14 protein-coding genes and 2 tRNA genes are annotated in these 21,086 nt (G+C 42.0%); 9 read left to right on the forward strand and 7 right to left on the reverse strand.

Going from position 1 to position 21,086, the window contains the following annotated elements:
* Window positions 1-254: 254 nt before the first annotated feature.
* The gene (locus AC2SLL_RS03430; protein ID WP_486530424.1) at window positions 255-1,655 is read left to right on the forward strand and encodes a Do family serine endopeptidase; all 1,401 of its coding nucleotides are present in this window, start codon (window positions 255-257) and stop codon (window positions 1,653-1,655) included.
* Window positions 1,656-2,140: 485 nt separating this feature from the next.
* Here AC2SLL_RS03430 and AC2SLL_RS03435 read toward each other — a convergent pair.
* The 3 genes from AC2SLL_RS03435 to AC2SLL_RS03445 all read right to left on the reverse strand — a co-directional run bounded on the left by AC2SLL_RS03435 (window position 2,141) and on the right by AC2SLL_RS03445 (window position 3,631).
* Window positions 2,141-2,216, reverse strand: a tRNA-Glu gene (locus tag AC2SLL_RS03435).
* 145 nt (window positions 2,217-2,361) lie between these two features.
* Window positions 2,362-2,437, reverse strand: a tRNA-Ala gene (locus AC2SLL_RS03440).
* Window positions 2,438-2,743: 306 nt separating this feature from the next.
* Window positions 2,744-3,631 carry a pirin family protein gene (locus tag AC2SLL_RS03445; RefSeq protein WP_486530280.1) on the reverse strand — a complete coding sequence of 296 codons (888 nt, stop codon included), beginning with the start codon at window positions 3,629-3,631 and terminating at the stop codon, window positions 2,744-2,746.
* Between the two features lie 302 nt (window positions 3,632-3,933).
* On the opposite strand from AC2SLL_RS03445, the gene AC2SLL_RS03450 reads away from it, so the two are divergent.
* The gene (locus AC2SLL_RS03450; RefSeq protein WP_486530281.1) at window positions 3,934-4,437 is read left to right on the forward strand and encodes a YgjP-like metallopeptidase domain-containing protein; all 504 of its coding nucleotides are present in this window, start codon (window positions 3,934-3,936) and stop codon (window positions 4,435-4,437) included.
* A 111-nt stretch (window positions 4,438-4,548) separates the two neighbouring features.
* Here AC2SLL_RS03450 and AC2SLL_RS03455 read toward each other — a convergent pair whose 3' ends face one another.
* Window positions 4,549-5,964 (reverse strand): aminotransferase-like domain-containing protein, encoded by a 1,416-nt coding sequence (locus AC2SLL_RS03455; RefSeq protein ID WP_486530282.1) that lies wholly within the window; start codon window positions 5,962-5,964, stop codon window positions 4,549-4,551.
* Between the two features lie 151 nt (window positions 5,965-6,115).
* Between AC2SLL_RS03455 and AC2SLL_RS03460 the strand changes: the two genes are divergently transcribed.
* On the forward strand, window positions 6,116-6,976 hold the full coding sequence (locus AC2SLL_RS03460) for a DMT family transporter (protein ID WP_486530283.1): 861 nt from the start codon (window positions 6,116-6,118) through the stop codon (window positions 6,974-6,976).
* A 382-nt stretch (window positions 6,977-7,358) separates the two neighbouring features.
* On the opposite strand, the gene AC2SLL_RS03465 is transcribed toward AC2SLL_RS03460, so the two are convergent.
* Both AC2SLL_RS03465 and gltX read right to left on the reverse strand, forming a co-directional pair.
* Complete coding sequence (locus AC2SLL_RS03465; protein ID WP_486530284.1) at window positions 7,359-8,546, reverse strand: acyl-CoA dehydrogenase family protein; 1,188 nt, start codon at window positions 8,544-8,546, stop codon at window positions 7,359-7,361.
* Window positions 8,547-9,421: 875 nt separating this feature from the next.
* Complete coding sequence (gene gltX / locus AC2SLL_RS03470) at window positions 9,422-10,936, reverse strand: glutamate--tRNA ligase (RefSeq protein ID WP_486530285.1); 1,515 nt, start codon at window positions 10,934-10,936, stop codon at window positions 9,422-9,424.
* Between the two features lie 773 nt (window positions 10,937-11,709).
* Between gltX and rsmH the strand changes: the two genes are divergently transcribed.
* The 5 genes from rsmH to AC2SLL_RS03495 all read left to right on the forward strand — a co-directional run bounded on the left by rsmH (window position 11,710) and on the right by AC2SLL_RS03495 (window position 19,825).
* Window positions 11,710-12,702: a 16S rRNA (cytosine(1402)-N(4))-methyltransferase RsmH gene (gene rsmH / locus AC2SLL_RS03475; protein WP_486530425.1), complete on the forward strand. Its 993-nt coding sequence runs from the start codon at window positions 11,710-11,712 to the stop codon at window positions 12,700-12,702.
* Window positions 12,703-12,856: 154 nt separating this feature from the next.
* Window positions 12,857-13,495, forward strand: a complete 639-nt coding sequence (gene ftsL / locus AC2SLL_RS03480; protein ID WP_486530286.1) for a cell division protein FtsL — start codon at window positions 12,857-12,859, stop codon at window positions 13,493-13,495.
* Window positions 13,488-15,605 (forward strand): peptidoglycan D,D-transpeptidase FtsI family protein, encoded by a 2,118-nt coding sequence (locus AC2SLL_RS03485; protein ID WP_486530287.1) that lies wholly within the window; start codon window positions 13,488-13,490, stop codon window positions 15,603-15,605. The genes ftsL and AC2SLL_RS03485 overlap by 8 nt, the downstream gene beginning before the upstream one ends.
* 270 nt (window positions 15,606-15,875) lie before the next feature.
* Window positions 15,876-17,588: a UDP-N-acetylmuramoyl-L-alanyl-D-glutamate--2,6-diaminopimelate ligase gene (locus AC2SLL_RS03490; RefSeq protein ID WP_486530288.1), complete on the forward strand. Its 1,713-nt coding sequence runs from the start codon at window positions 15,876-15,878 to the stop codon at window positions 17,586-17,588.
* A 392-nt stretch (window positions 17,589-17,980) separates the two neighbouring features.
* Window positions 17,981-19,825 (forward strand): UDP-N-acetylmuramoyl-tripeptide--D-alanyl-D-alanine ligase, encoded by a 1,845-nt coding sequence (locus AC2SLL_RS03495; protein WP_486530289.1) that lies wholly within the window; start codon window positions 17,981-17,983, stop codon window positions 19,823-19,825.
* A 45-nt stretch (window positions 19,826-19,870) separates the two neighbouring features.
* Here the strand turns inward: AC2SLL_RS03495 and AC2SLL_RS03500 are convergent, their stop codons facing one another.
* Window positions 19,871-20,059 carry a hypothetical protein gene (locus AC2SLL_RS03500; protein WP_486530432.1) on the reverse strand — a complete coding sequence of 63 codons (189 nt, stop codon included), beginning with the start codon at window positions 20,057-20,059 and terminating at the stop codon, window positions 19,871-19,873.
* Here AC2SLL_RS03500 and mraY point away from each other — a divergent pair.
* Window positions 19,971-21,065 (forward strand): phospho-N-acetylmuramoyl-pentapeptide-transferase, encoded by a 1,095-nt coding sequence (mraY, locus tag AC2SLL_RS03505; RefSeq protein WP_486530426.1) that lies wholly within the window; start codon window positions 19,971-19,973, stop codon window positions 21,063-21,065. The genes AC2SLL_RS03500 and mraY overlap by 89 nt on opposite strands.
* Window positions 21,066-21,086 lie beyond the last annotated feature (21 nt).

Here is a 21,086-nt window from a genome sequence, read left to right on the forward strand (position 1 = left end):
AGAAACAATGCAAAGACAGAATGATGCCAAGAATAATCACAAGAAAGATGCCAGTTTAGTTGATGGTTGAGCCGACTTATTTAATTTTAAAAAATCAGTATAACGATATTTATATAAAATCAAGGATACTTTTCATGACTAAAATTACCCACAACTCTGATGTCATAAGCCACCGTGTAGACAAATCTATTAAGTTAAAACCATGGTTAAGTAATGAATTTAAACCCTTAGAGTTATTTCAGTCACTTAAACAAATGAGTGCATCTGGGCTTATTGTCCTCAGTACTATGGGGGCCTTACCTGTAGCACTGATACCAACTCAAGCGACTGCCGCTGTTAGCGCAACTGACTTCTCTGAGCTGGTTGAGCAAGTCACGCCTGGCGTTGCCCGAGTGAATGTGACCAAACAAGTCAGTGAAGCCGAGCTGGCGAAGGCGCAAACTGCTGAGCTGCTACGTCAATTTTTTGGTGATAGAGTTCGTATACCAAAAAGCCAAACTGCCCCAGCCATTGAACGGGCCTATGGTACCGCTTTTTTTATTACTGCTGATGGCTATATGCTGACCAATCACCATGTGGTTGAAGGTGCTGATAAGATAACCATTACTTTGAACGATCGGACAGAGTATGACGCCACCTTGGTGGGTAGCGATGAGCGCTCGGATGTTGCTGTTTTAAAAGTTAAACCGAAATCAGGAAGGCCGTTTCCAGCATTACCTATAGGAAATTCAAATACGTTAAAAGTAGGCGAGTCAGTATTAGCGATTGGCTCGCCATTTGGGTTTGACTACTCCGCATCTGCAGGTATCGTCAGTGCAAAAAGCCGAAACTTTTCTCGGGATACCAGCGTCCCGTTCATCCAAACCGATGTGGCGCTAAATCCAGGTAATTCAGGCGGTCCATTATTTAACCACCAAGGGCAGGTTATTGGTATTAACTCGCGTATTTTCAGTGGTACAGGCGGCTATATGGGATTATCATTCTCTATCCCGATTAATGCCGCAATAGACATTTATGAGCAACTTAAAAATACCGGTGAAGTATTACGCCCTTATTTAGGTGTGTTTCCACAAGATATCGACCGTAATTTAGCGGAAGCCTATGGCCTGAATAAACCACATGGTGCCCTACTGATTAAAGTAACGCCAGACTCTCCTGCGACAAAAGCAGGGCTTAAATCAGGTGATATTATCACAGAGTATAATGGCAAAACGATTATTGAGTCTGGCGATTTAGTAAACTCTATTAATCGTGCTAAGCCAGGTGATGCGTTTAATGCCACAGTACTCAGAAAAGGTAAAACCCTACAGGTTTCAGGGAAGCTTAGCTCAGCGCCTAGCGACGAGACTTCCGACCTCATGGACAAAACCAGTAATAGCCAAGTGAGACTGGGTCTGCGTCTACGTGAATTGGCGGCAGCTGACTTAGCCGCACTTGGCGGAAATGGGGTGTTAATAACTGCAGTTGACCCTACTGGCTTGGCTGCACGTGCTGGTCTGCAAGCAGGTGATGTCATTACAAACTTACATCAAAAGCCTATTCAAAGTATCAGTGACTTTAAAGGCGCTTTAGAGCAGTTGCCTGAAAAAGGGGTAGTAACCATTGAGGTGGTACGTCAAGGTATTCCAGCGATCATTGGTTTACGCATTGAATAAGCGAATGGTTAGCGCAGTTAGCGTGATGTGTCATCATGTTTTAGAGTTTAGAACCTGTATTCAAAATCTACAATGGTATGTTTTTGGCTAAATTGCCTAAAAACCCCCTAACTTTAGCTTACGGATACAGAGTGTTAGTATTAGATAAAGCGTCTTTCTAGTGTCGTAACAACTAGGGGACTCTTTTATTCGCTCATCTGGCTCATGAACAACTTGAAAATAACATTCGCTTTGTTGGAATGGTTTAGGTTACATGCTATTTAAGCAAATATGCTGTCTAACCTAACTACCTAACTAACTATGAGTACATGTGTTGGAATATATATTGGGTTAGATGTCATGATTTTGCCACCTTTTCTCGCCACTGATATTTCTGAGAAGGATTGAAAGATATAGATTAGAGAAGCATAAAAAAACACCCAATCGGTCTGATTGGGTGTTTAGTGTTAATAGCCTTTAATAAAAAAAGATATCAACCGAATAAGTGGTATCCCGTAGGGGATTCGAACCCCTGTTACCGCCGTGAAAGGGCAGTGTCCTAGGCCTCTAGACGAACGGGACACAAAATCATGTAAACATGAAATAGTTTTATAACGTAAGGTGCTGACATCTATTAAAAATAGATGAGCGTTGCCTAGGTGCTTACGTTAGTGCCGCTGGTAGTCAGAATAACATAAATTATGAGTACCAACTATTCTTAACTTATTGGTGGAGCTAAACGGAGTCGAACCGTTGACCCCTTGCATGCCATGCAAGTGCTCTACCAACTGAGCTATAGCCCCTCTTTAAGAGTTGGCGTATTTTATGCAAGTAGAGGCAAGTTGTCAATACCTTTTTTCAAAAAGGCGTAAACATTTCAGTTTTTTTAGCGATGATTATTTTTGCTCCCCAACTACTAGAGGTAAAAATGAAAAGAGGCCGCTAACTGTAGCGACCTCTTTCTATCTCACGTTCTTGTTGCTGAAAAGCTTGTTACTACTTGTTTGTTACTTAAAAGTACTTTAAGTCATGTGATGTTAATGAACACTCTCATTATTGAAGATGGGCTTTCAACTTTCAAAGAATAAGTTTAAATATCAGTATCAAAATTATGCCCCTTCACCAAAACGACCTTCTTGGAAGTCAGTAACGGCTTGCATAATCTCTTGCTGACTGTTCATCACAAATGGTCCGTACTGAGCAATAGGTTCCCTCAGCGGACGACCAGTAATGAGAATTACTTTTGTGTCGTCATTGCTGTCGGCCTCAATGACAATACCATCAGCATTGGCATCATTTTTCAATATGGCCATATTTTTAACGGGTACTTCTTTACCTTCGATATTGGCACTGCCACGATAAACAAAAGCAAACGCATTATGATTCGCAGGGATATGGTGACTGAAGCCTGCCCCGGCTGGTATATGGATATCCAAATAAGTAGGCTCAGTAATATCACGACTTACTGCGCCTTCTACACCATGCGACTCACCGGCAATAACCGTCACTTTGGTGCCGTTTTCTGTTTCAAATTTAGGTAAGTCGCCATCTTGAAAGTCTTTATACCAAGGATCATTCATTTTATCTTTAGAAGGTAGATTTAACCAAAGTTGGAAACCTTCCATTTCGCCATCTTCTTGTTCGGGTATCTCAGAGTGAATGACCCCCCGAGCAGCCGTCATCCACTGTACGCCGCCGTTTTCAAGTAATCCTTCATTACCTGCACTATCTTTATGGCGCATACGGCCAGATATCATATAGGTAATAGTCTCAAAGCCACGGTGTGGATGGCTTGGGAAGCCAGCAATATAGTCATCTGGATTATCGCTTTTAAAGTTATCTAGCATGAGGTACGGATCAAGACGCTGTTGTAGATTCTGAGTCAAGACACGGGTTAGTTTAACCCCAGCACCATCTTGGGTTTCTACACCTGCATATAAATGCTCAACTTGGCGAGGATGGGTTATATTTACGTTATTGTTAATTATATTAGTCATTACCATCTCCAGATGTTTGATTATGCTAATTATTTGATAGCTAATGGTATGAAATTCAAGGGTTAAGAATGTTCTGATTCTGTTAGAGTTTAGTTTATATTGTTAAGATAAAATAATCGTAATAGTTGATAAATTAAGATATATTTATAAACAACATTCGTTTTTACAATCGTTTTTTTGATTGTGCTATCTTGATAAATAATCCGCAACTTAACTTAAGCCATTGAACTTCAACGACGTACCTTAAACCCCCTAACTTAAGCCATATAAATTATAGCTAGTTGAATAGACAGGAGTGCCTCTTGAATAAATTAAAATATATTTCTCATTATTCTGAGCAGGTTCAGACACAAGTAAGCGCGCTTATCGATAACCACAAGTTAGACGACTATCTACACCATAAATATCCTGATTTCATTCAAGGCAAGCACGATATACAAAGTGATAAAGCACTGTATGAGTATGTGAACGACCTTAAAAATAACCACATTCGTAACGTCGGAACCCTTACTAAAGTCAGCTATAATAGCAAGCTTTCGGTATTAAAAAATGCGCTCGGCATCCATACCCATCAATCGAGAGTGCAGGGCAGTAAGCTCAAGGCACATAACAGTATTACGGTAGCGAGTTTATTTAAAGAAGCGCCATTAGAGTTTTTGCAGATGATTGTGGTACATGAGTTAGCCCACTTTAAAGTGAGTGATCATAATAAAGCCTTTTATCAGCTGTGCTGTCATATGCAACCTGACTATCATCAGGTTGAACTGGACACAAGAATTTGGTTATTGTGGCGGGAGTTGCAATAGCAAACGAGTAATGAATGGAACCACGGTACAGCCAGCGTATATAAATAATAACCAGTCGCTTTTAAAGCCGTAAAATCGTATTGTCGCGTAAGTCCTATAATATAAAAGCAACTAGTCAAACTCTGTTATGACATGCGCCAATACCTTATAAATGTCAGGATTAATCGATTGCGCAATATTAAAGCGCATAAAGTTATCACAGCTTTGAGTGTGGCTAAACGCATTACCGGGAGCCAATACTAGATTGTGGTGCAATCCGCGTTTGGCTAGTTCAGAGGCACTAATATGCTCAGGAAGACGACACCATAAATAGATGCCCCCTTGTGGCAGCAACCAAGGTACTATGTCTAATTCAGCCAATCGTTTGACCGTCTGCTTACGAACTTGATTTAGGCGGCCATGAAGAAAATGAATGTGCTTGGCATAGCCACTATGGTTCAATATGGAAAAAATTACAGATTCCGCCAACTGACTACCGCTAAAGCCAGTAGCTATCTTTAAATCGACCAGCTCCTCTATCACATCTTCATGGGCTGCTATAAAGCCGCAACGTAATGATGCCGAAATGGTTTTGGAAAAACTACCAATATAAAATACATTGTTAAGCCCATCAAGTGCGGCTAGCCTTGGTGCGGGTGGTAGTTTAGAGTTAGCAACCTCAAAATCAGCAAAAATATCATCTTCAATAATATACAGTCCAGCATCTTGCGCTAACTTAAGCATCTGATACGCTGTACTCGGGGATAATGTCGCACCGGTAGGATTGTGAATCGTCGCATTGGTAATATATAAGCGCGGTTTATGCGTTGTTAAGGCTGTCGCGAACGCTTCAATATCGGGTCCAGATTGCATATAAGGCACGCTAACAATATTAACTCGATGTGCTCTTAGCATGGCATTAAAATTAAAATAACAGGGATCGTCAACGATGACCGTATCGCCAGCAGTTAACAGATAACGACAAATTAAATCAATCGCTTGTGTCCCTGATACGGTTAACATCACTTGCTCAGGTACAGCTTCAATGCCCAAACCTGCCATACGCCGTACCAAATAATGCCTTAATTCTGGCAATCCTAAAGGTGTGGCGTATTCGCCAATCACATCAGAACCTGCTTTAGCCGCTTGACGCAACCCTCGGCGCATACCCTCTTCATACAACCAGTCAGCAGGTAACCAGCCACAGCCAGGCTTCATAGAAGTGTCATCAGTTTCTAATGATTGTCTTGATATCCATAGCGGGTTTACTACTCTCTCAAGATTGGGCGCCATTTTTGCTAAAGACAAGGGGGGCGCGCTATCCATCACATAAAATCCTGCCCCAGCTTTTGAATAAAGCACTCCTTCGGCAACCAAACGCTCATACGCTTCAGCCACTGTTGTGGGTGAAACCTTGTGTGTTTTGGCAGTCGCTCGGATAGACGGTAAGCGAGTGCCAGGCAGATAGCTGACGGTGGCTATTTTTTGTTTGACGTCCACCATAATCTGTTCGATAAGTGTCGATGGAATGGTAGTTTCTGAGGACATATTTTAACGACTTCTCTTTTGATAGCGTAAGATTGGAACTGTATGGGTAGTTAACACCAAACAGTTAAGTGTCATTGTACTGGATTGTCTGTCGTTTAAGTCAAAATAATTTGTTGTAATGGTGCTCCCAATGTAGAGGAGACATTTGACAATGAATGAACAAACAGCTGGATGGATAAATGGCTTTATCGGTGTGGTTATTTTTGCAGGATCTCTACCTGCTACTAGGGTGGCGGTAATGGATTTTGACCCTGTATTTTTAACCACGGTACGAGCGACTATTCCTGCCATGCTAGGGGCGATTGTGTTAATAGCATTGAAACAAAAAGTGCCCACTAAGCAATATCTTGCTTCTATTATTGTGACAGCTTTAGGCGTGGTGGTCGGCTTTCCGCTCCTTAGCGCTTTAGCACTACAACATATTACCTCAGCACATGCTATCGTCTTCTTAGGAATACTACCGCTATTGACGGCTATCTTTGCGGTGATACGAGGTGATAAACGTCCCCCAATATTGTTTTGGGTATTTGCACTATTAGGTAGCGCTTTTGTGGCAGGGTTTGCAGCTCTCAGTGAAGGACGTACTTCAATGATTGGGGGTTTGTTAATGCTAGGGGCAGTCGTAACCTGCGCTATCGGCTATGCCGAAGGCGGAAGATTAACTAAAATATTTGGTGGTTGGCAGGTTATCAGCTGGGCACTTATTGTCTCCTTGCCAATTATGTTGCCACTGGCAATTTTTACCCGTCCGCAAAGCGTTGCCAATGTCAGTACAGAAGGCTGGCTTGGTTTAGGATATGTCTCACTGTTTAGTATGTTTATTGGATTTATATTTTGGTATCGTGGTTTGGCACAAGGCGGCATCGCGGCAGTTGGGCAATTGCAATTATTACAGCCTTTTATGGGATTAATGTTGGCGGCATTACTGCTTCATGAAACAGTAAGTGTAAGCATGATAATTAGCACATTGGGCGCTATTACGTGTGTGGCAGGGGCTAAACGCTATGCCTGATAAGGTAAGAGTTTCACTCGGTTTAAATGTCAAAAGGAGTTACAGCTAAATCCGCATTAGATATTAAGATTGGCTGTAAAGTCCTAAAACAATAGGCAATAAACCCCCACGTTACGCTGCCGCAAAACTTATTTTTTATTGATTGACACTAAGCAATAGAAAAATAGTGCAAATCCTATCTAAAAAATGTGTTTCATTGGCCTAAAATTGCGGAGTAACTTTCAAACCCTCAAGTAACTTTCTAACCCTTAAGTAACTTTCTAACCCTTAAGTAACTTTCTAACCCTTAAGTAACTTTCAAGCCCTTAGATGCTGCCTTGCTTTTAATTGTTTCAGTGTGGAAGCTAATGCTTGAAATATTTCAATAGGTGAAGTTAAAAGGTCATGCTCGAAACATGGGGCTAGGTGGCTTTAAACCAACATAGGCCATTCCAGCTAGGGTCATCCAGTGCGGTTGAAGCATACCGTGTTGTAAAACAGCATGAATATCTCGGTGAGCTTTTTCAATCTTATTTATCTTATAGAGGGAAGCGGTACCTGCAACATCAAATAATTCAGACACCATTGAGCGAGCTTCTCTAGCGGCTTCAACGGCAGATGCCCATACGTCGGCAAGCTGTTCATCGGTATAAGTAATATTATTTTGAGCACATTCCCACAATATTGAGACGCTATTATGCAATTGCAGACGGTTTGATGACAGTAGCGCTTTACTTTTGGCAAGGGCCGTTTGCACCCTTTCACGGTCGCGTAAATCTGGCTTGTTACCAGCGGTTACCTTTTCGAGACATATCTGTACTAAGGCATCAATAGCACCTTTTAAAACGCCTAAGGCTATGGCCGAACATCCTGCAGCATTGATACAGGCAAAAGGTAGGCGGCTATATGCACTATCAATAGCTAGTGGCCGGTCAAAATCAATAACATGATTAGGTTTTACAAAAGCATTATTGACCACTATGTCATGGCTACCTGTCCCTTGTAACCCACCCACCTGCCAAGTGTCTATTACTTTTACCTCTTTTTTGGGCACAAAAAACCACTTTAAGTCTGGCCCTGTACCGAGGTTATCAGCCATAGGCTCGTCCTCTGTGCTAATCAAACAGCGTAAGATAAACCAATCTGCGATCTCACATCCAGACACAATACTCCATTGGCCAGATACTTTAAAGCCACCAGTCACTTGTTGAGCAAGACCGTGTGGATTACCTGCATTTGCGACCGCATGAGTTGGTGAACTAAATATCTCATGCAGGCTCTTTTCATCCAAATAACGACCTAAAGCAGCTGATGTATGGCTATTCCAAACGACCCAAGCAATTGAGGCATCCGCACTTGCTAATGCTTCAAAAACCTTTAATGTTTCTACAGGAGTGTCTGCCCATCCATCTAAAGATTTTGGCAAGCCTATTTTAAATAAATTGAATTCTTTAAGCTTTTCAACAATAGGCGGGGCGATTTTTCTTTGGTTCTCAGTGGCTTCAGCGTACGTTAAGATTAAATCACTAAGCTCTTGGGCGTATTCAGTGGGCAGTTTTTTCTTAGATGCTTGTGAAGGTAACTTATTCATACTTTTTCCTTGAAATAGTATGTTGAGGGCTCAAGTTGAAATTCACGGTCATGACAATAAAGAGCGTTTAAGACTGAGTTTTAAGTTCCTCTTAATATTATCAATAATATTTAAAACTAAGGTTACATAAAACAAAAGTAAATTAAAAATAAAGTCTTGTATTACACACGTAACCAACACTTTCTAAAGGAGAGTTTTTAGAATAGTTAAAGGAGGGTTTTTGATATGAATGGCACAAACCTAAGAAGGTATGATTGAATATTTAAGACTTTTAAAAGATTTAAATGCGGTCTTAAGTGTCTGATTTTTATATGCTTCAAATTTTTCTAGGAGTTGGATAGAATCCAACTGTATATATATTTCGCAATGACTAGTTGATATCGCCATTTAATAGGTTAAACAAAAGTAAAGATACAATATGCATATATAAGGACGGCACTAAGAAATACATCGACTCTTTCGAACCAAGATAATTTAATGCTTAAAGGATGATCAGAAGCTAAGCTTTTATTGAGTAAAAACGCAACTATGCTAAAAGAGGCTAAGCTCATGATGCCTAATACTATAATGTTTACTAAGGAGATTTCTATGACCCCGAATAAACACAGGTGAAACAGTACTAAAACTAGAAGCAAAATCATTTATTTACCAATTCAAAAGGAAGATAGAGTGCTTATATATTACCTTACTAAATTTAAGTTTTGCTAGTTTAATACGTGTTTTTTTCAAATTTGTTTTTTAAAGATAAATATTGTTACTAGTTTAAACGTAATTATGTGCGTATGACTAGCAGAAATCATTACCTATATTCATAGATGATCCCTGCTAGCATACAGGTTTATCTATATTGTTATCTACAATATAGTGTCTACTAATTAATCAACCAAAAAATCAGGCAATTCAGCTGCCGTCTTCTCAAGTTTTTTCAGCTTCTTCTTGCCCAGCCCGCCCAATACTTCAATCGCATGACGCAGGCGAGCCATGGTCATATCAGCACCGATAATGTACATCGAGTTCATCACAGGTGTAGAGGATGTGCTACCCGCAATGGCGATAAAGAACGGTGCCATCATGTCACGCAGTTTGATATCAAGCGCCGCACTTAAGCCTTTAAGCGTCTTAAAGATATTGTCTTCCGTCCACTCTGGTAGCGTCTCAAGCTTCCACGTCGCAAATTGTAGTATCTCTATAATTTGCTCTTGGGTCAGTGTCTTGTGCTCGAAGTCTTCGGCTTTAATCTCTGGCAAGTTTTGGAAGTAGAATCCACCCCAATTGACCGCATCGGATAATAAATGAATACGGGGCTGAATCGCTGCCGCAATAGCGGTTAGCTTGTCTGAATCATTGGCCCACGCTAAGATTTTGTCTTTTAGCTGCTCAGGGGTTAGCTGACGTAGATACTCCGCGTTTAACCAGTGCAGTTTTTCAATATCAAATATCGGCCCGCCCAAAGACACACGAGTGATATCAAAGCTTGCAATCATGTCCTCAAGGGTGAACTGTTCTTCCTCATTGGGCATGGAGTAGCCCATACGCCCCAAGTAGTTGAGCAGGGCTTCAGGTAATACGCCCGCATCACGGTAATAGGTAATAGAGGTGGGGTTTTTGCGCTTAGATAGCTTTGATTTGTCAGGGTTACGTAGCAGTGGCATATGGCAAAGAATAGGCATGTCCCAACCAAAGTATTCGTATAATAACTGATGCTTCGGGGCAGAATTCAGCCACTCTTCACCGCGAATCACATGGGTGATCTCCATTAAGTGGTCATCCACCACGTTGGCAAGATGATAGGTGGGTAGTCCATCGGTTTTAAGTAGCACTTGCATATCGACCTGTTCCCAAGGGATGTCAACCTCACCGCGTAACATGTCTTGTACTTTACAAACACCTTCTTGAGGCACGCGCATGCGAATGACAAAAGGCTTGCCTTGGGCGGCTAATTTGTCTGATTCCTCCTTAGGAAAGTCAGCATAACGGCCGTCGTAATGCGGGTTTTCACCACGAGCGATTTGTTCTTTTCGCATCTCGTCAAGTTCCTCTGGCGTACAGAAACAGCGGAATGCATGGCCTTTATCCAATAGCTCCTGAGCATGCTGTTTATAAATCTCACTACGCTCACTTTGACGATAAGGCGCATAGGGTCCGCCAATATCTGGACCTTCTGCCCAATCCAGACCTACCCAACGTAGCGCATCCAAAATCATTTGCTCCGATTGTTGGGTTGAGCGGCTTTGATCAGTATCTTCTATACGCAAGATAAACTCGCCGCCATTGGCTTTGGCAAACGCTAAATTAAATAGCGCAATATAAGCGGTACCAACGTGTGGAAAGCCAGTAGGCGAGGGGGCAATACGGGTACGAACAGGACGATTAGCAGTGGTTTGGGTCATTATTTTCTCTTAAGTTATCTTAGAATAGAATGTTTTTATAGAAAATTTAGTCAGTCAATAGAGCGTTATTAATATCGAAAATGAGCATTATTATAAACAGTTGCGATAAGGGAGACAGACGTAATTAGTATAATATATAGCTTCATTATAACAGGTTTGATTTATTGCTTATAACCTCCTCTAAAGGTGATGATTGACATTTGAAACGTTTAGATACGATATTTCATATGTTTTTTAGTTAACTTTTATTGCGGTTCTTGACATGAAGACGTGGATTGCGATAATGGCTAACTATATTAAGCGGTGTACTAAGCCATTAAGGCCATTAAGCAGTTTACTAAGCCGTTTCCTCATTCATACTACGTACCTGTTAGTAGTAGCGGCTAAAAATGGCCATATTTTGGCAAACTGTGTCTGACTTCTAGCTAATATACTTATATTTCCTACGAAATTATTCGTGGCTGATGACAATGTATCCTATGCTTAGACTAATGATCTGAATGAGGACAAGCCCTAATATTATGAGTTTTATTTTAAATGGCGTAGGTTTACCTTTAATAAATGCCATACCTTGGAGTAGTGATTTAAAACATGGTTAATCGAACGTCTCACTGCTTGAGTGTCCATTTGAAATTTTAAAAAATGAACTGATTTTTACTGAATTTTTACTTCCTACTGTATTTTACCTCCTATAAGGGAGCTTATTAGCCGTGACCGACTCCCCACTCTTGCCACCTAAGATTAGCCCGCACGATACATCGCAGCCAGACTCTATGTTACTAGACACCCCATCAGATATTGAATTTAGTCACGAGACTGTGTTGCTAAACGAGACTGTGGCGGCTATTTTAGGTAAGAGAACAATAACTGACAAAACCTCAAAACATGCCGGTATGTATGTTGATGCCACTTTTGGCAGAGGGGGACACAGTCAATTACTTTTGAAGTATTTATCAGATGAGGCCAGACTTTTTGTATTTGATAAAGATCCAGAAGCCATTGATGTGGCAAATGCATTGGCTCAAAGCGACAGACGTGTTACGGTGGTTCATGAGAGCTTTGCTAAGATAACTGAATGCTTACATGCACATGGTGTTGAGCATGTTAATGGCATTATGGCTGATTTAGGCGTATCGTCTCCGCAGCTAGATGATGGAAGCCGTGGTTTCAGTTTTATGCGTGATGGCGACATTGATATGCGGATGGATACCAGCTGCGGGATGTCTGTTGGTGAGTGGTTAGAAACTGTAGATGAGGAAACGCTTGCCAATGTTCTTTATGACTTTGGTGAAGAGCGTCACAGTCGTCGTATTGCACGTGCTATTAAACAGATGGAACGATATACTTCCACGCTAGAGCTTGCAGAGACAATAAAGCACGCACATCCAAAATGGCAAAAAGGCAAACACCCCGCTACTCAAAGCTTTCAAGCGATGCGTATCTTTATCAATAATGAACTAGGTGATATAGACAGTTTTTTAGCGCAGAGCTTACCGCTGTTGGCGCCTGATGGACAGTTGGCTGTTATTAGCTTTCACTCGCTAGAGGATAGACGCATCAAGAAGTTTTTGCAGCGTCACAGCCGTGGTCAGTATCCAGAAGATGAGAATCTGCCAATGCCATCGGTGCGTCCACGCTACTTCTCTAAACCTAAACGAATTGCACCAAGTAAGGCGGAAGTGGCGGTAAATAATCGTTCACGCAGTGCATGGCTGAGAGTGGCAACTCGAACGGATACTCCCTATAATGACGGTCTAGAGCATTGATGACTAGACGCAGTTAAACGTAATGATAGTGAAAAGTAATAATAATGGTTTAATATATTAAGATGATCTACAAACAAAATATAATGCTAATTTAAATAGCTCCTTAGAGCCGGTAAGTTAAGTCATCCAGATATTAAAAATGCTTGAGAAATTAATGATTAAGTTTTCTAAGTCTTCCAGAGCTAATAACGCTGCTCTTGCGTTGAGTTCGCCTCGCCATATGAATGAAGGGGTTAGCTCAAGCGCCACTTTAAATGCCACTAAAAATGCCGGTAAACCTAAGATGAGTGTACAACACCGTAATAAAAAAGCAGTAGACTCAGACTCGTTAGAAATAAGTGAGATTTTGACCAAACGTTATCGTGGTATCAGTTTGTATGGTGCGGTAATGATTTTACTTGCCATCGGTATTATTTGGACTGCGGTGTTAACAGCTGAGCAAGTACAGCAGTATCATCAAAGCTATATGTCATTGCAAAAAATGAAGGCTGAGCACCGTAAACTACAGATAGAAAATCAACGCTTAGTCATTGAGCAGCAAACCTTTAGTGCTACGCCGCAAATTGCCAGCCGTGCAATTACGGAACTGGGCATGTATTCGCCCACGACAAAAGATAAGCTTATCTTACAGCCTAAATCTATGCACGAATCCGCAGCTTCTAATGTGCCTTTAGAAAATGATTCAAGTCCAGTATCGAATGCAGAGCCGAGTATAGAAACAACAGAACAGCCAAACACAGCGCCTGCTAATCAGGAAAATGTTACGATGCAGCAGGAGGCTAATAATGACTAAAAAGCCTACTAAACTGAGCCGTCGTAAAGACAAAGTAAGCCCTACTAAAAAAGCAACGGCCAAACAGGTTACAAATAAAAAAGGCATTTCTGGTAGCTCGCCGATGCATGGCAAAATAACAGAACCTTTAACCTCAAGAAGGTCTACTCAGAAAGCGACATCAGGCACTTTGCTTAGCAAGCTTAAATTTTGGAAGAGAACTGAGGCTAGCTCTGATGCATATCGCAGCGTCAAACTTCGTAATAAGCCAGTATTTGCAAGAGCCAGTGTCGGGGCATCAACACGAGGTAGTGTTGAAAATGATATCAATCGTTTTAGGCTGGTGTGGGGTATAGCACTGGCTTTTTTAGTGGTGTTGATAGGTCGTGCGTTTGTGCTGCAAGTCGCAAATGCCCAGTTTTATATCGATAAGGGTAATACTTTAATAACCAGCCAACGTACTCAGCATTCTTATCGAGGTATGATAACCGATCGCAATAATTTGCCCTTGGCGGTCAGCGCCCCGTTGTCTAGCGTATCGTTTAGTCCGTATGATTATGCGCTTGCCTATTATGAACTGAAAAAAGAGATTGAACAAAGTGCTGATAAACCGAAGCGACAAGAGAAGTTGCGCACAAGGCTCGAGGCAATGGATTTAGCGAGATTAGCAGCTGCTTCCGGTATTTCACTTGATCGTCTACAAAAATCGGTGGCGATTAACAATGATATTGATGTCACAGATGAAGAGGCGGTTAAAGCGGCTCTACCAACTGGCTCAGGTTCGCACTATTTACCCCTGCTTAATAAAGTGACGCCAGAGATTGCGGATGCGGTTACTGACCTTGATTTTGTTGCGGTTCATGAGAAGCAGGAGTTCCGCCGATACTATCCGCAGCCTCAGCCCAATGCCCAGCTACTCGGGTTTATGGGCTATAACTCCGAGGATCCAGAAAGTGGTTATCAGGGTCGTGCAGGTATTGAGCGTCAATATGAATCCAAGTTGGCAGGAGAAGACGGTAAAGTACTGGTGCTTAAGGATGCGCGTCAAAACAGCTTAAAAGAGCTGAAACAAGTTAAACCTGAAATACCGGGCGAAAATGTAACGCTATCAATCGATTCTCGTTTGCAATATTTGCTATACAAAGAGCTGGAAAAAGTGGGACGCTTGCAACAAGCACGATGGTCAACAGGCATGGTGGTTGATGTGCACACGGGCGAGGTGTTAGCGTTATCAACATGGCCATCATTTAATAATAATAACTTAAATGAAATGACGGGTAACAACCAGCGTAACCGTGCTGTGCTAGATGCCTTTGAGCCAGGTTCGGTAATGAAACCTTTTACAGTAGCAGCCGCATTAGACTCAGGTAAATATACTGAACGCTCTTTGATCAACACGAGCCCCGGTTATATACGGGTCAAAGGCTATACCATTCGAGATCACGGTAATCTTGGCTCAATAAATATGGCAAAGTTATTACAAAAATCAAGTAACGTGGCCTCTACCAAAATTGCCTTGTCCTTGCCGCCTGATGGTATTAGCAGTATACAAAAACGGTTTGGCTTTGGTAATAAAACCGCTTTACAATTTCCCGGAGAACAGTCAGGTATCGTTCCAACGCCTAAAGAAAAAGAGACCGCGCGTCGGGCAACGATCAGCTATGGATACGGCCTGCAAGTTACGCTTGCACAAATTGCTCAAGCCTATGCTATTCTTGGTTCTGGTGGTGTGAAGCACCCTTTAAGCCTGATAAGAAGAGACGAAAAAGTGCCAGGCGAAAGAGTGATTGATGCTGATAATGCTATGGCGGTGGTTAAGATGATGGAAACCGTTACTGAGCCTGGTGGTACAGGGACACAGGGTGCCATTGATGGTTACCGCATTGCTGCTAAAACAGGAACGTCACGTCGAGTTAATCCAGATGGGGGTTATTACACTAATCAGTATCGCACGGTTTTTGCAGGTATTGCACCCGCCTCTAACCCTCGGTTAGTCACGGTTATTCTGGTAGAAGACCCTCGTAAAGACCACTATGCTGGGTTAGTTGCTGCTCCAGTATTTAAGAATGTGATGCAAGAAGCCCTACGCTTATACAATGTACCATTAGATAAACCTTTAAAAGCGCAGTGATTTTTAGCAAGTTTTGGCATAAACACGGCCCTGTTGTTAATGTAGCCTGTGTTAGTGGCATATATTTTAGTTATATATTGGGGAGCGTATTTTCTAGTTGAGCATAGCTATCCTGTATCCTACTTTGTTTAAAGAATGGCATAACTAAAAAATAAACGACAATGCACTGATGGAGGGATAGAGGCTTTAGCGAGCCTAACTCCTGTTAGTATGTTCGATGTGGGCTAGCTATGTTCTGCTATGTTGAAAGTGATAATAAGGCGATAACGGATGACCGATTCAAGACCCTCGACCCAGATAACCACGTTGCGACAACTTATTGCGGTTGCTTTGAAGGTATTGCCAAGTCGTGCCAACGAATTAAGACTATTAAAGGAAGAGGGTGAGTCGGCTGGAGTAATGGATGAGTCGTTTGGTTATTTTGTATTAGACAGTCGCCAGATGTCTTCTTCAATTGACTCTGCTTTTAGTACGAATTCAACTTCTAATGCGTATGCTGAGTTTAAAAATGTCTTTGTTTTGCTAAAAAGCCATACGCAATCGCTTGAAAAGAGCATTGAGTATGCAAAAATGGCGTCTCAACACGCCGCTTTTATTATCTCAGAGCTAGACGATGAGCAGCTAGGGTTACCTGACAATGCTGCAAACTATGCCTGTCCTGTGGTGGCTGCCCCCCATATTCGAGAGGTTTTAGGCACGCTTATTCAGCTTAGCTTACTCTCTCAGCAAGACCTAGAAGAGATATCGAATGTCTCGTATTTGGCTAAGCATTTGCCCAATGTTGTTGCCGTGACGGGTACGAATGGCAAAACGACCATTAGTCAGCTCGTTGCTCAGTTGTGTCAGCTGTCTAATCTCTCAGGTTTAAAGCATACTGCAGTAATGGGAACGGCTGGTAATGGTCGACTCGATAATTTAGTACAAAGTAGTCACACCACAGGTGATGCCTTAGCAGTGCAGACTTTTTTGCGTCAAATGGGCGATGAAAAGGTTGATGTGTTAGCACTAGAAGCTAGCTCACATGGGCTGGATCAACTGCGTTTGCAGGGCGTTCCAGTACAAGTCGCTATTTATACAAATTTAAGCCGTGATCACCTCGACTATCATTCCGATATGCAGGATTATGCGGGCGCAAAAGCCCGCCTCTTTGATAAATCTTATTTTCCCCAGCTTACCCATGCCATTATTAATCTTGACGATGAGTTTGCACCTATTATGCTAGAAACCGCTGCGTCTTCAGGTGTTGACGTGTGGACATACAGCCTCAATCCGAATAGTAGTGCAGACTTTGTGGCGACCCATATTAGCCCTAGCCTTGAAGGTACTGAAATTCGTCTGACCACCAACTTTGGCACAATTACGATTGATAGCCCGTTACTTGGCCGGTTTAACGTGGCTAACGTGATAGCGGCCATTGCAGGTGCCATGGCACTAGGTCTGCCACTGGACGCTATGGCATATTTGGTAAAAAAATTGCAGGGGGCTAATGGACGTATGCAACGTGTATTGCCTGATAAGTGCAGTTCTAATGCGGAAAAAGGGTGTTTTATTGTTGATTATGCACATACCCCAGATGCGCTAACCCAAGTGTTGACCAGTTTAAAGCCGCACTGTGAAGGAAAACTTTGGGCGGTATTTGGTTGTGGTGGCGATAGGGATCGTGGAAAGCGACCCCTTATGGCACAGGCAGGACTAGCTGCTGCTGATAGAGTGATATTGACGTCAGATAATCCGCGTAGTGAAGATCCAAGTCGTATTTTGCAAGATATGACACAGGGTATGAGTGAAGAACAACATGCTAAAACGGCTGTCATTGCTGATAGACGTCAAGCTATAAAGCAGGTTGTTGAGCAAGCTGGCACAAAAGATATTGTGGTCATAGCGGGTAAGGGGCACGAAACTTATCAAGAAGTTAACGGTGTACGTTATAATTTTGATGATAGACGGGTATTACAGGACGCCTTTTCGGAAACAGTACAATAAAAGCAATAACTAGTTAGCGTCTTTATTCAATTAAGCCTCTTTTAGTGACATATGCAGTCCTTAATAACGACAGAGTCAATACCCTGTCGTCAGATCTCCTATTTTTAGGTTGCCTATTTTTTTGATAGACTACGTATTTTTTAATCAACGATATTTCAGTTAACTATAGTCAGCGAACTACTAAACGGTTACGACGTTAACCTCGTTAAGCCTACTCTAGTAGTACTTGCACTCGGTTGCCTTGTAACCATTTTAGACTTCTTTGACTATAAGGTCAGAGTTAATGGTCAATGATTGATTTGGCATAATAAAGAGTCCTAGGGTAGTTTTAAAAAACGGAATAATAAAATAAGGTTCGTTGTCAGAACCTTTTAAACAAGCAGGATAAAGCGATGCAAGATGGTCATGATGGTACAGCGGAAGAGTTTGGAGATACTAGCGCTGCAAATGTAGGCGCCAGTCATTCCGCGAAAAATCCAGCTAGCTTTTTACAACAAGATAATAGCGTTAAATACAATAATAATAGGCAAGGTTTGTTTGTATGGACAGCGCCGCATTTAATACGTGCCACTCAAAACCTAAAAAGTCAGTGGTGGGTTTCTAATTCAGAACATCACTCTAATACTCGATCTGATCAGCACTCTAAAACGGGCAATGTTGAGCCAATTGAGATAAATTTCTCTCACTCAAACGTCCCAGATAAAGACTCTGATTTATATCCGCATATTGCCGCCACTCGTATTATAACGGACACTCGAAAAATCGAGGCAGGTGATATCTTTTTAGCAGTTATTGGCGAAAAATTTGATGGGCATGACTTTTTGGCAACGGCAATGGATAAAGGCGCAGTGGCGGCTATTGTGAGCCGTATTAATCATGACTGTACTATCCCGCAATTGCTAGTTGAAGACACTCGTTTAGCCTTTGGTCATATAGCGGCCTATCGTCGGCAACTGCATCAAGAACTAAAAGTCATTGCTATTACCGGTTCAAGTGGTAAAACGACGGTTAAAGAAATGCTTAGAAGTATTTTCCTGCAGGCTGATAGTCTACCAAATGCCTCTCAATCTCCGTCACAGCTTCCTCCTTCCCTGCAAACGCAAACATCCATTCAGCCGTCTTCTCAAGCGAACTCTCAGACGCTTCATAAAGGCCATACTACTTTGATCACACGTGGCAATCTAAATAATGACTATGGCGTACCGATGATGTTGCTAGAGTTGGCAGACTATCATAAATATGCAGTGCTTGAGCTGGGCGCTAATCACGTCGGCGAAATTGCATATACCGCTAACATCGCTAAACCTGATGTGGCCTGTATTTTAAATATTGGGACGGCCCATTTAGGCGAGTTTGGCGGTCGTGATAACATCGCCAAAACCAAAGCAGAAATATACCAAGCATTGAATACTGACGGCATTGCAATAGTGCCCTATGATGATGAGTATGCAAATACTTTGCGAGAGGTGGCACAAAAACAGACGTCCAATATTATCAGCTTTGGCTGGCAGTTTGACCAGTTAGCTGCCGAAGAGGGCAAGTCTGATAATCTGCCAGATATTTACGCCACAGAGGTGGTGTCTACGGCAACTGGAAATAGTTTTACCTTACATATCGCTAAAAATGACACACAAGTTGATCCAATAGCATTGAAGATTACGTTGCCAATGCCAGGTCGACATAATGTCAGCAATGCGTTAGCGGCAGCAAGTTGTGCTTACGCTATCGGCATATCTACAGATAGTATTGTAAAAGGCTTAACTCAAGCTCAGTCTACAAAAGGGCGTTTGGTAAGGCTTAGTTTGGGTAGGCATAACATTATTGATGATACATACAATGCAAACCCGAACGCAGTACGTGCGGCGGCAGATGTATTGGCCGTACAAACTGGCGAGAAAATATTGGTTTTAGGCGATATCGGCGAGCTGGGCGATTCTGCACAAGATGAGCATGAAAAGTTAGGTCGGTCAATTGCGGAAAAATCTATCGATAGACTTTTATGTGTTGGCCATTATGCGTCCAATACGATAAAAGGCGCTAACTCATACGCCGCTGCTAATAACTTAAAGCAAGCAGAGGCATTTGCCACAAAATCTGAGTTATTATCTACATTAGAGGCACTTATTTTGGATAGTAATCGTAAAAATAAAACGTGTACGCTACTGTTTAAAGGCTCACGAAGTGCCACTATGGAAACAGTTATTGAAAGCTTGACGGCACGTTTTGCAAATGAATAAAAATGGTTTCATATTTCTGCCCGCAATAGTTTTTTAAAAACAATCTTAAATGGTAGCTAAGCACAAAAATTTAATGTCAGTGATGGTCTTAAAATTAAAAATAGATGAGGAGTAAGCGGTGTTATATTGGTTATTTGACAGTTGGCTGAGCCAAATATATTCACCGTTTTCGGCGGTTTCGTCGTTAACATTGCGTGCGCTACTGGCAGTAGTTACCTCGTTAACTTTTAGCATTTTATTAGGGCCTCGGACCATTGCTTATTTGCGTAATATTAAATATGGTCAAGCAATTCGGGATGATGGTCCCAAGTCACATTTAGCAAAAACAGGCACCCCAACTATGGGCGGGGTACTCATTTTAACCTCAATCGCTTTTGCTACGCTGTGTTGGGCTGACTTAACCAATCCATATGTCTGGATTATCCTGTTTGTCATGGTAGTCTTTGGCGGGGTTGGTTGGACGGATGATTGGCTGAAAATTAAACATAAGAATCCTACTGGACTCATTGCCCGCAAAAAATACTTCTGGTTGTCGGTTGGGGCGTTATTTGCCGGTGGCGCCCTCTATTATCTTGCTTTGCAGCAGCCTGATATAGAAACCACCCGTGCTATGCAGGATTTATTATTGCCTGTTTTTAAAGATTGGATCATTCCATTTTCGACTATTCCGTTTGGTATTGCCTTTATCATCTTTACCTATTTTGTGATTAATGGGTCATCGAATGCTGTCAATTTAACTGACGGGCTAGATGGCTTGGCTATACTACCTGTGGTTTTGGTCGCTGCTGGTTTAGGCGCTTTTGCCTATGTGTCAGGCACGCCAAACTTTGCCGAATATTTACATGTCCCTTATATCTCTTATAATGCTGAAGTAACCGTGGTTTGTGCCGCAATGATTGGTGCGGGTTTGGGCTTTCTTTGGTTTAATGCGCATCCTGCCGAAGTATTTATGGGAGATGTCGGTGCGCTGGCACTTGGTGCCATGTTAGGTACGATTGCAGTAATGACCCGTCAAGAGATTGCCTTTGCCATCATGGCTGGTTTATTTGTGGTAGAAGCCTTGTCGGTTATGATTCAGGTAGGCTCATACAAAATGCGTAAAAAACGGGTCTTTTTAATGGCGCCGCTACATCATCACTTTGAAGAGATGGGCTGGAAAGAGACCCAAGTTGTGGTGCGGTTTTGGATTATTGCTATCTTGCTCGTGGTGCTTGGTTTGATGACCCTTAAACTGCGTTGATAACTGAGTTGATATCTGCGT

Source organism: Psychrobacter sp. CX97 (assembly GCF_057396285.1).

Bases quoted from the DNA above. Each gene is read 5' to 3' on its own strand.
- AC2SLL_RS03430 (WP_486530424.1), top strand. From the start codon at position 255: ATGAGTGCATCTGGGCTTATTGTCCTCAGTACTATGGGGGCCTTACCT.
- AC2SLL_RS03445 (WP_486530280.1), bottom strand. From the start codon at position 3,631: ATGACTAATATAATTAACAATAACGTAAATATAACCCATCCTCGCCAA.
- AC2SLL_RS03455 (WP_486530282.1), bottom strand. From the start codon at position 5,964: ATGTCCTCAGAAACTACCATTCCATCGACACTTATCGAACAGATTATG.
- AC2SLL_RS03460 (WP_486530283.1), top strand. From the start codon at position 6,116: ATGAATGAACAAACAGCTGGATGGATAAATGGCTTTATCGGTGTGGTT.
- AC2SLL_RS03465 (WP_486530284.1), bottom strand. From the start codon at position 8,546: ATGAATAAGTTACCTTCACAAGCATCTAAGAAAAAACTGCCCACTGAA.
- gltX (WP_486530285.1), bottom strand. From the start codon at position 10,936: ATGACCCAAACCACTGCTAATCGTCCTGTTCGTACCCGTATTGCCCCC.
- rsmH (WP_486530425.1), top strand. From the start codon at position 11,710: ATGTTACTAGACACCCCATCAGATATTGAATTTAGTCACGAGACTGTG.
- ftsL (WP_486530286.1), top strand. From the start codon at position 12,857: ATGATTAAGTTTTCTAAGTCTTCCAGAGCTAATAACGCTGCTCTTGCG.
- AC2SLL_RS03485 (WP_486530287.1), top strand. From the start codon at position 13,488: ATGACTAAAAAGCCTACTAAACTGAGCCGTCGTAAAGACAAAGTAAGC.
- AC2SLL_RS03490 (WP_486530288.1), top strand. From the start codon at position 15,876: ATGACCGATTCAAGACCCTCGACCCAGATAACCACGTTGCGACAACTT.
- AC2SLL_RS03495 (WP_486530289.1), top strand. From the start codon at position 17,981: ATGCAAGATGGTCATGATGGTACAGCGGAAGAGTTTGGAGATACTAGC.
- AC2SLL_RS03500 (WP_486530432.1), bottom strand. From the start codon at position 20,059: ATGCTAAAAGTTAACGAGGTAACTACTGCCAGTAGCGCACGCAATGTT.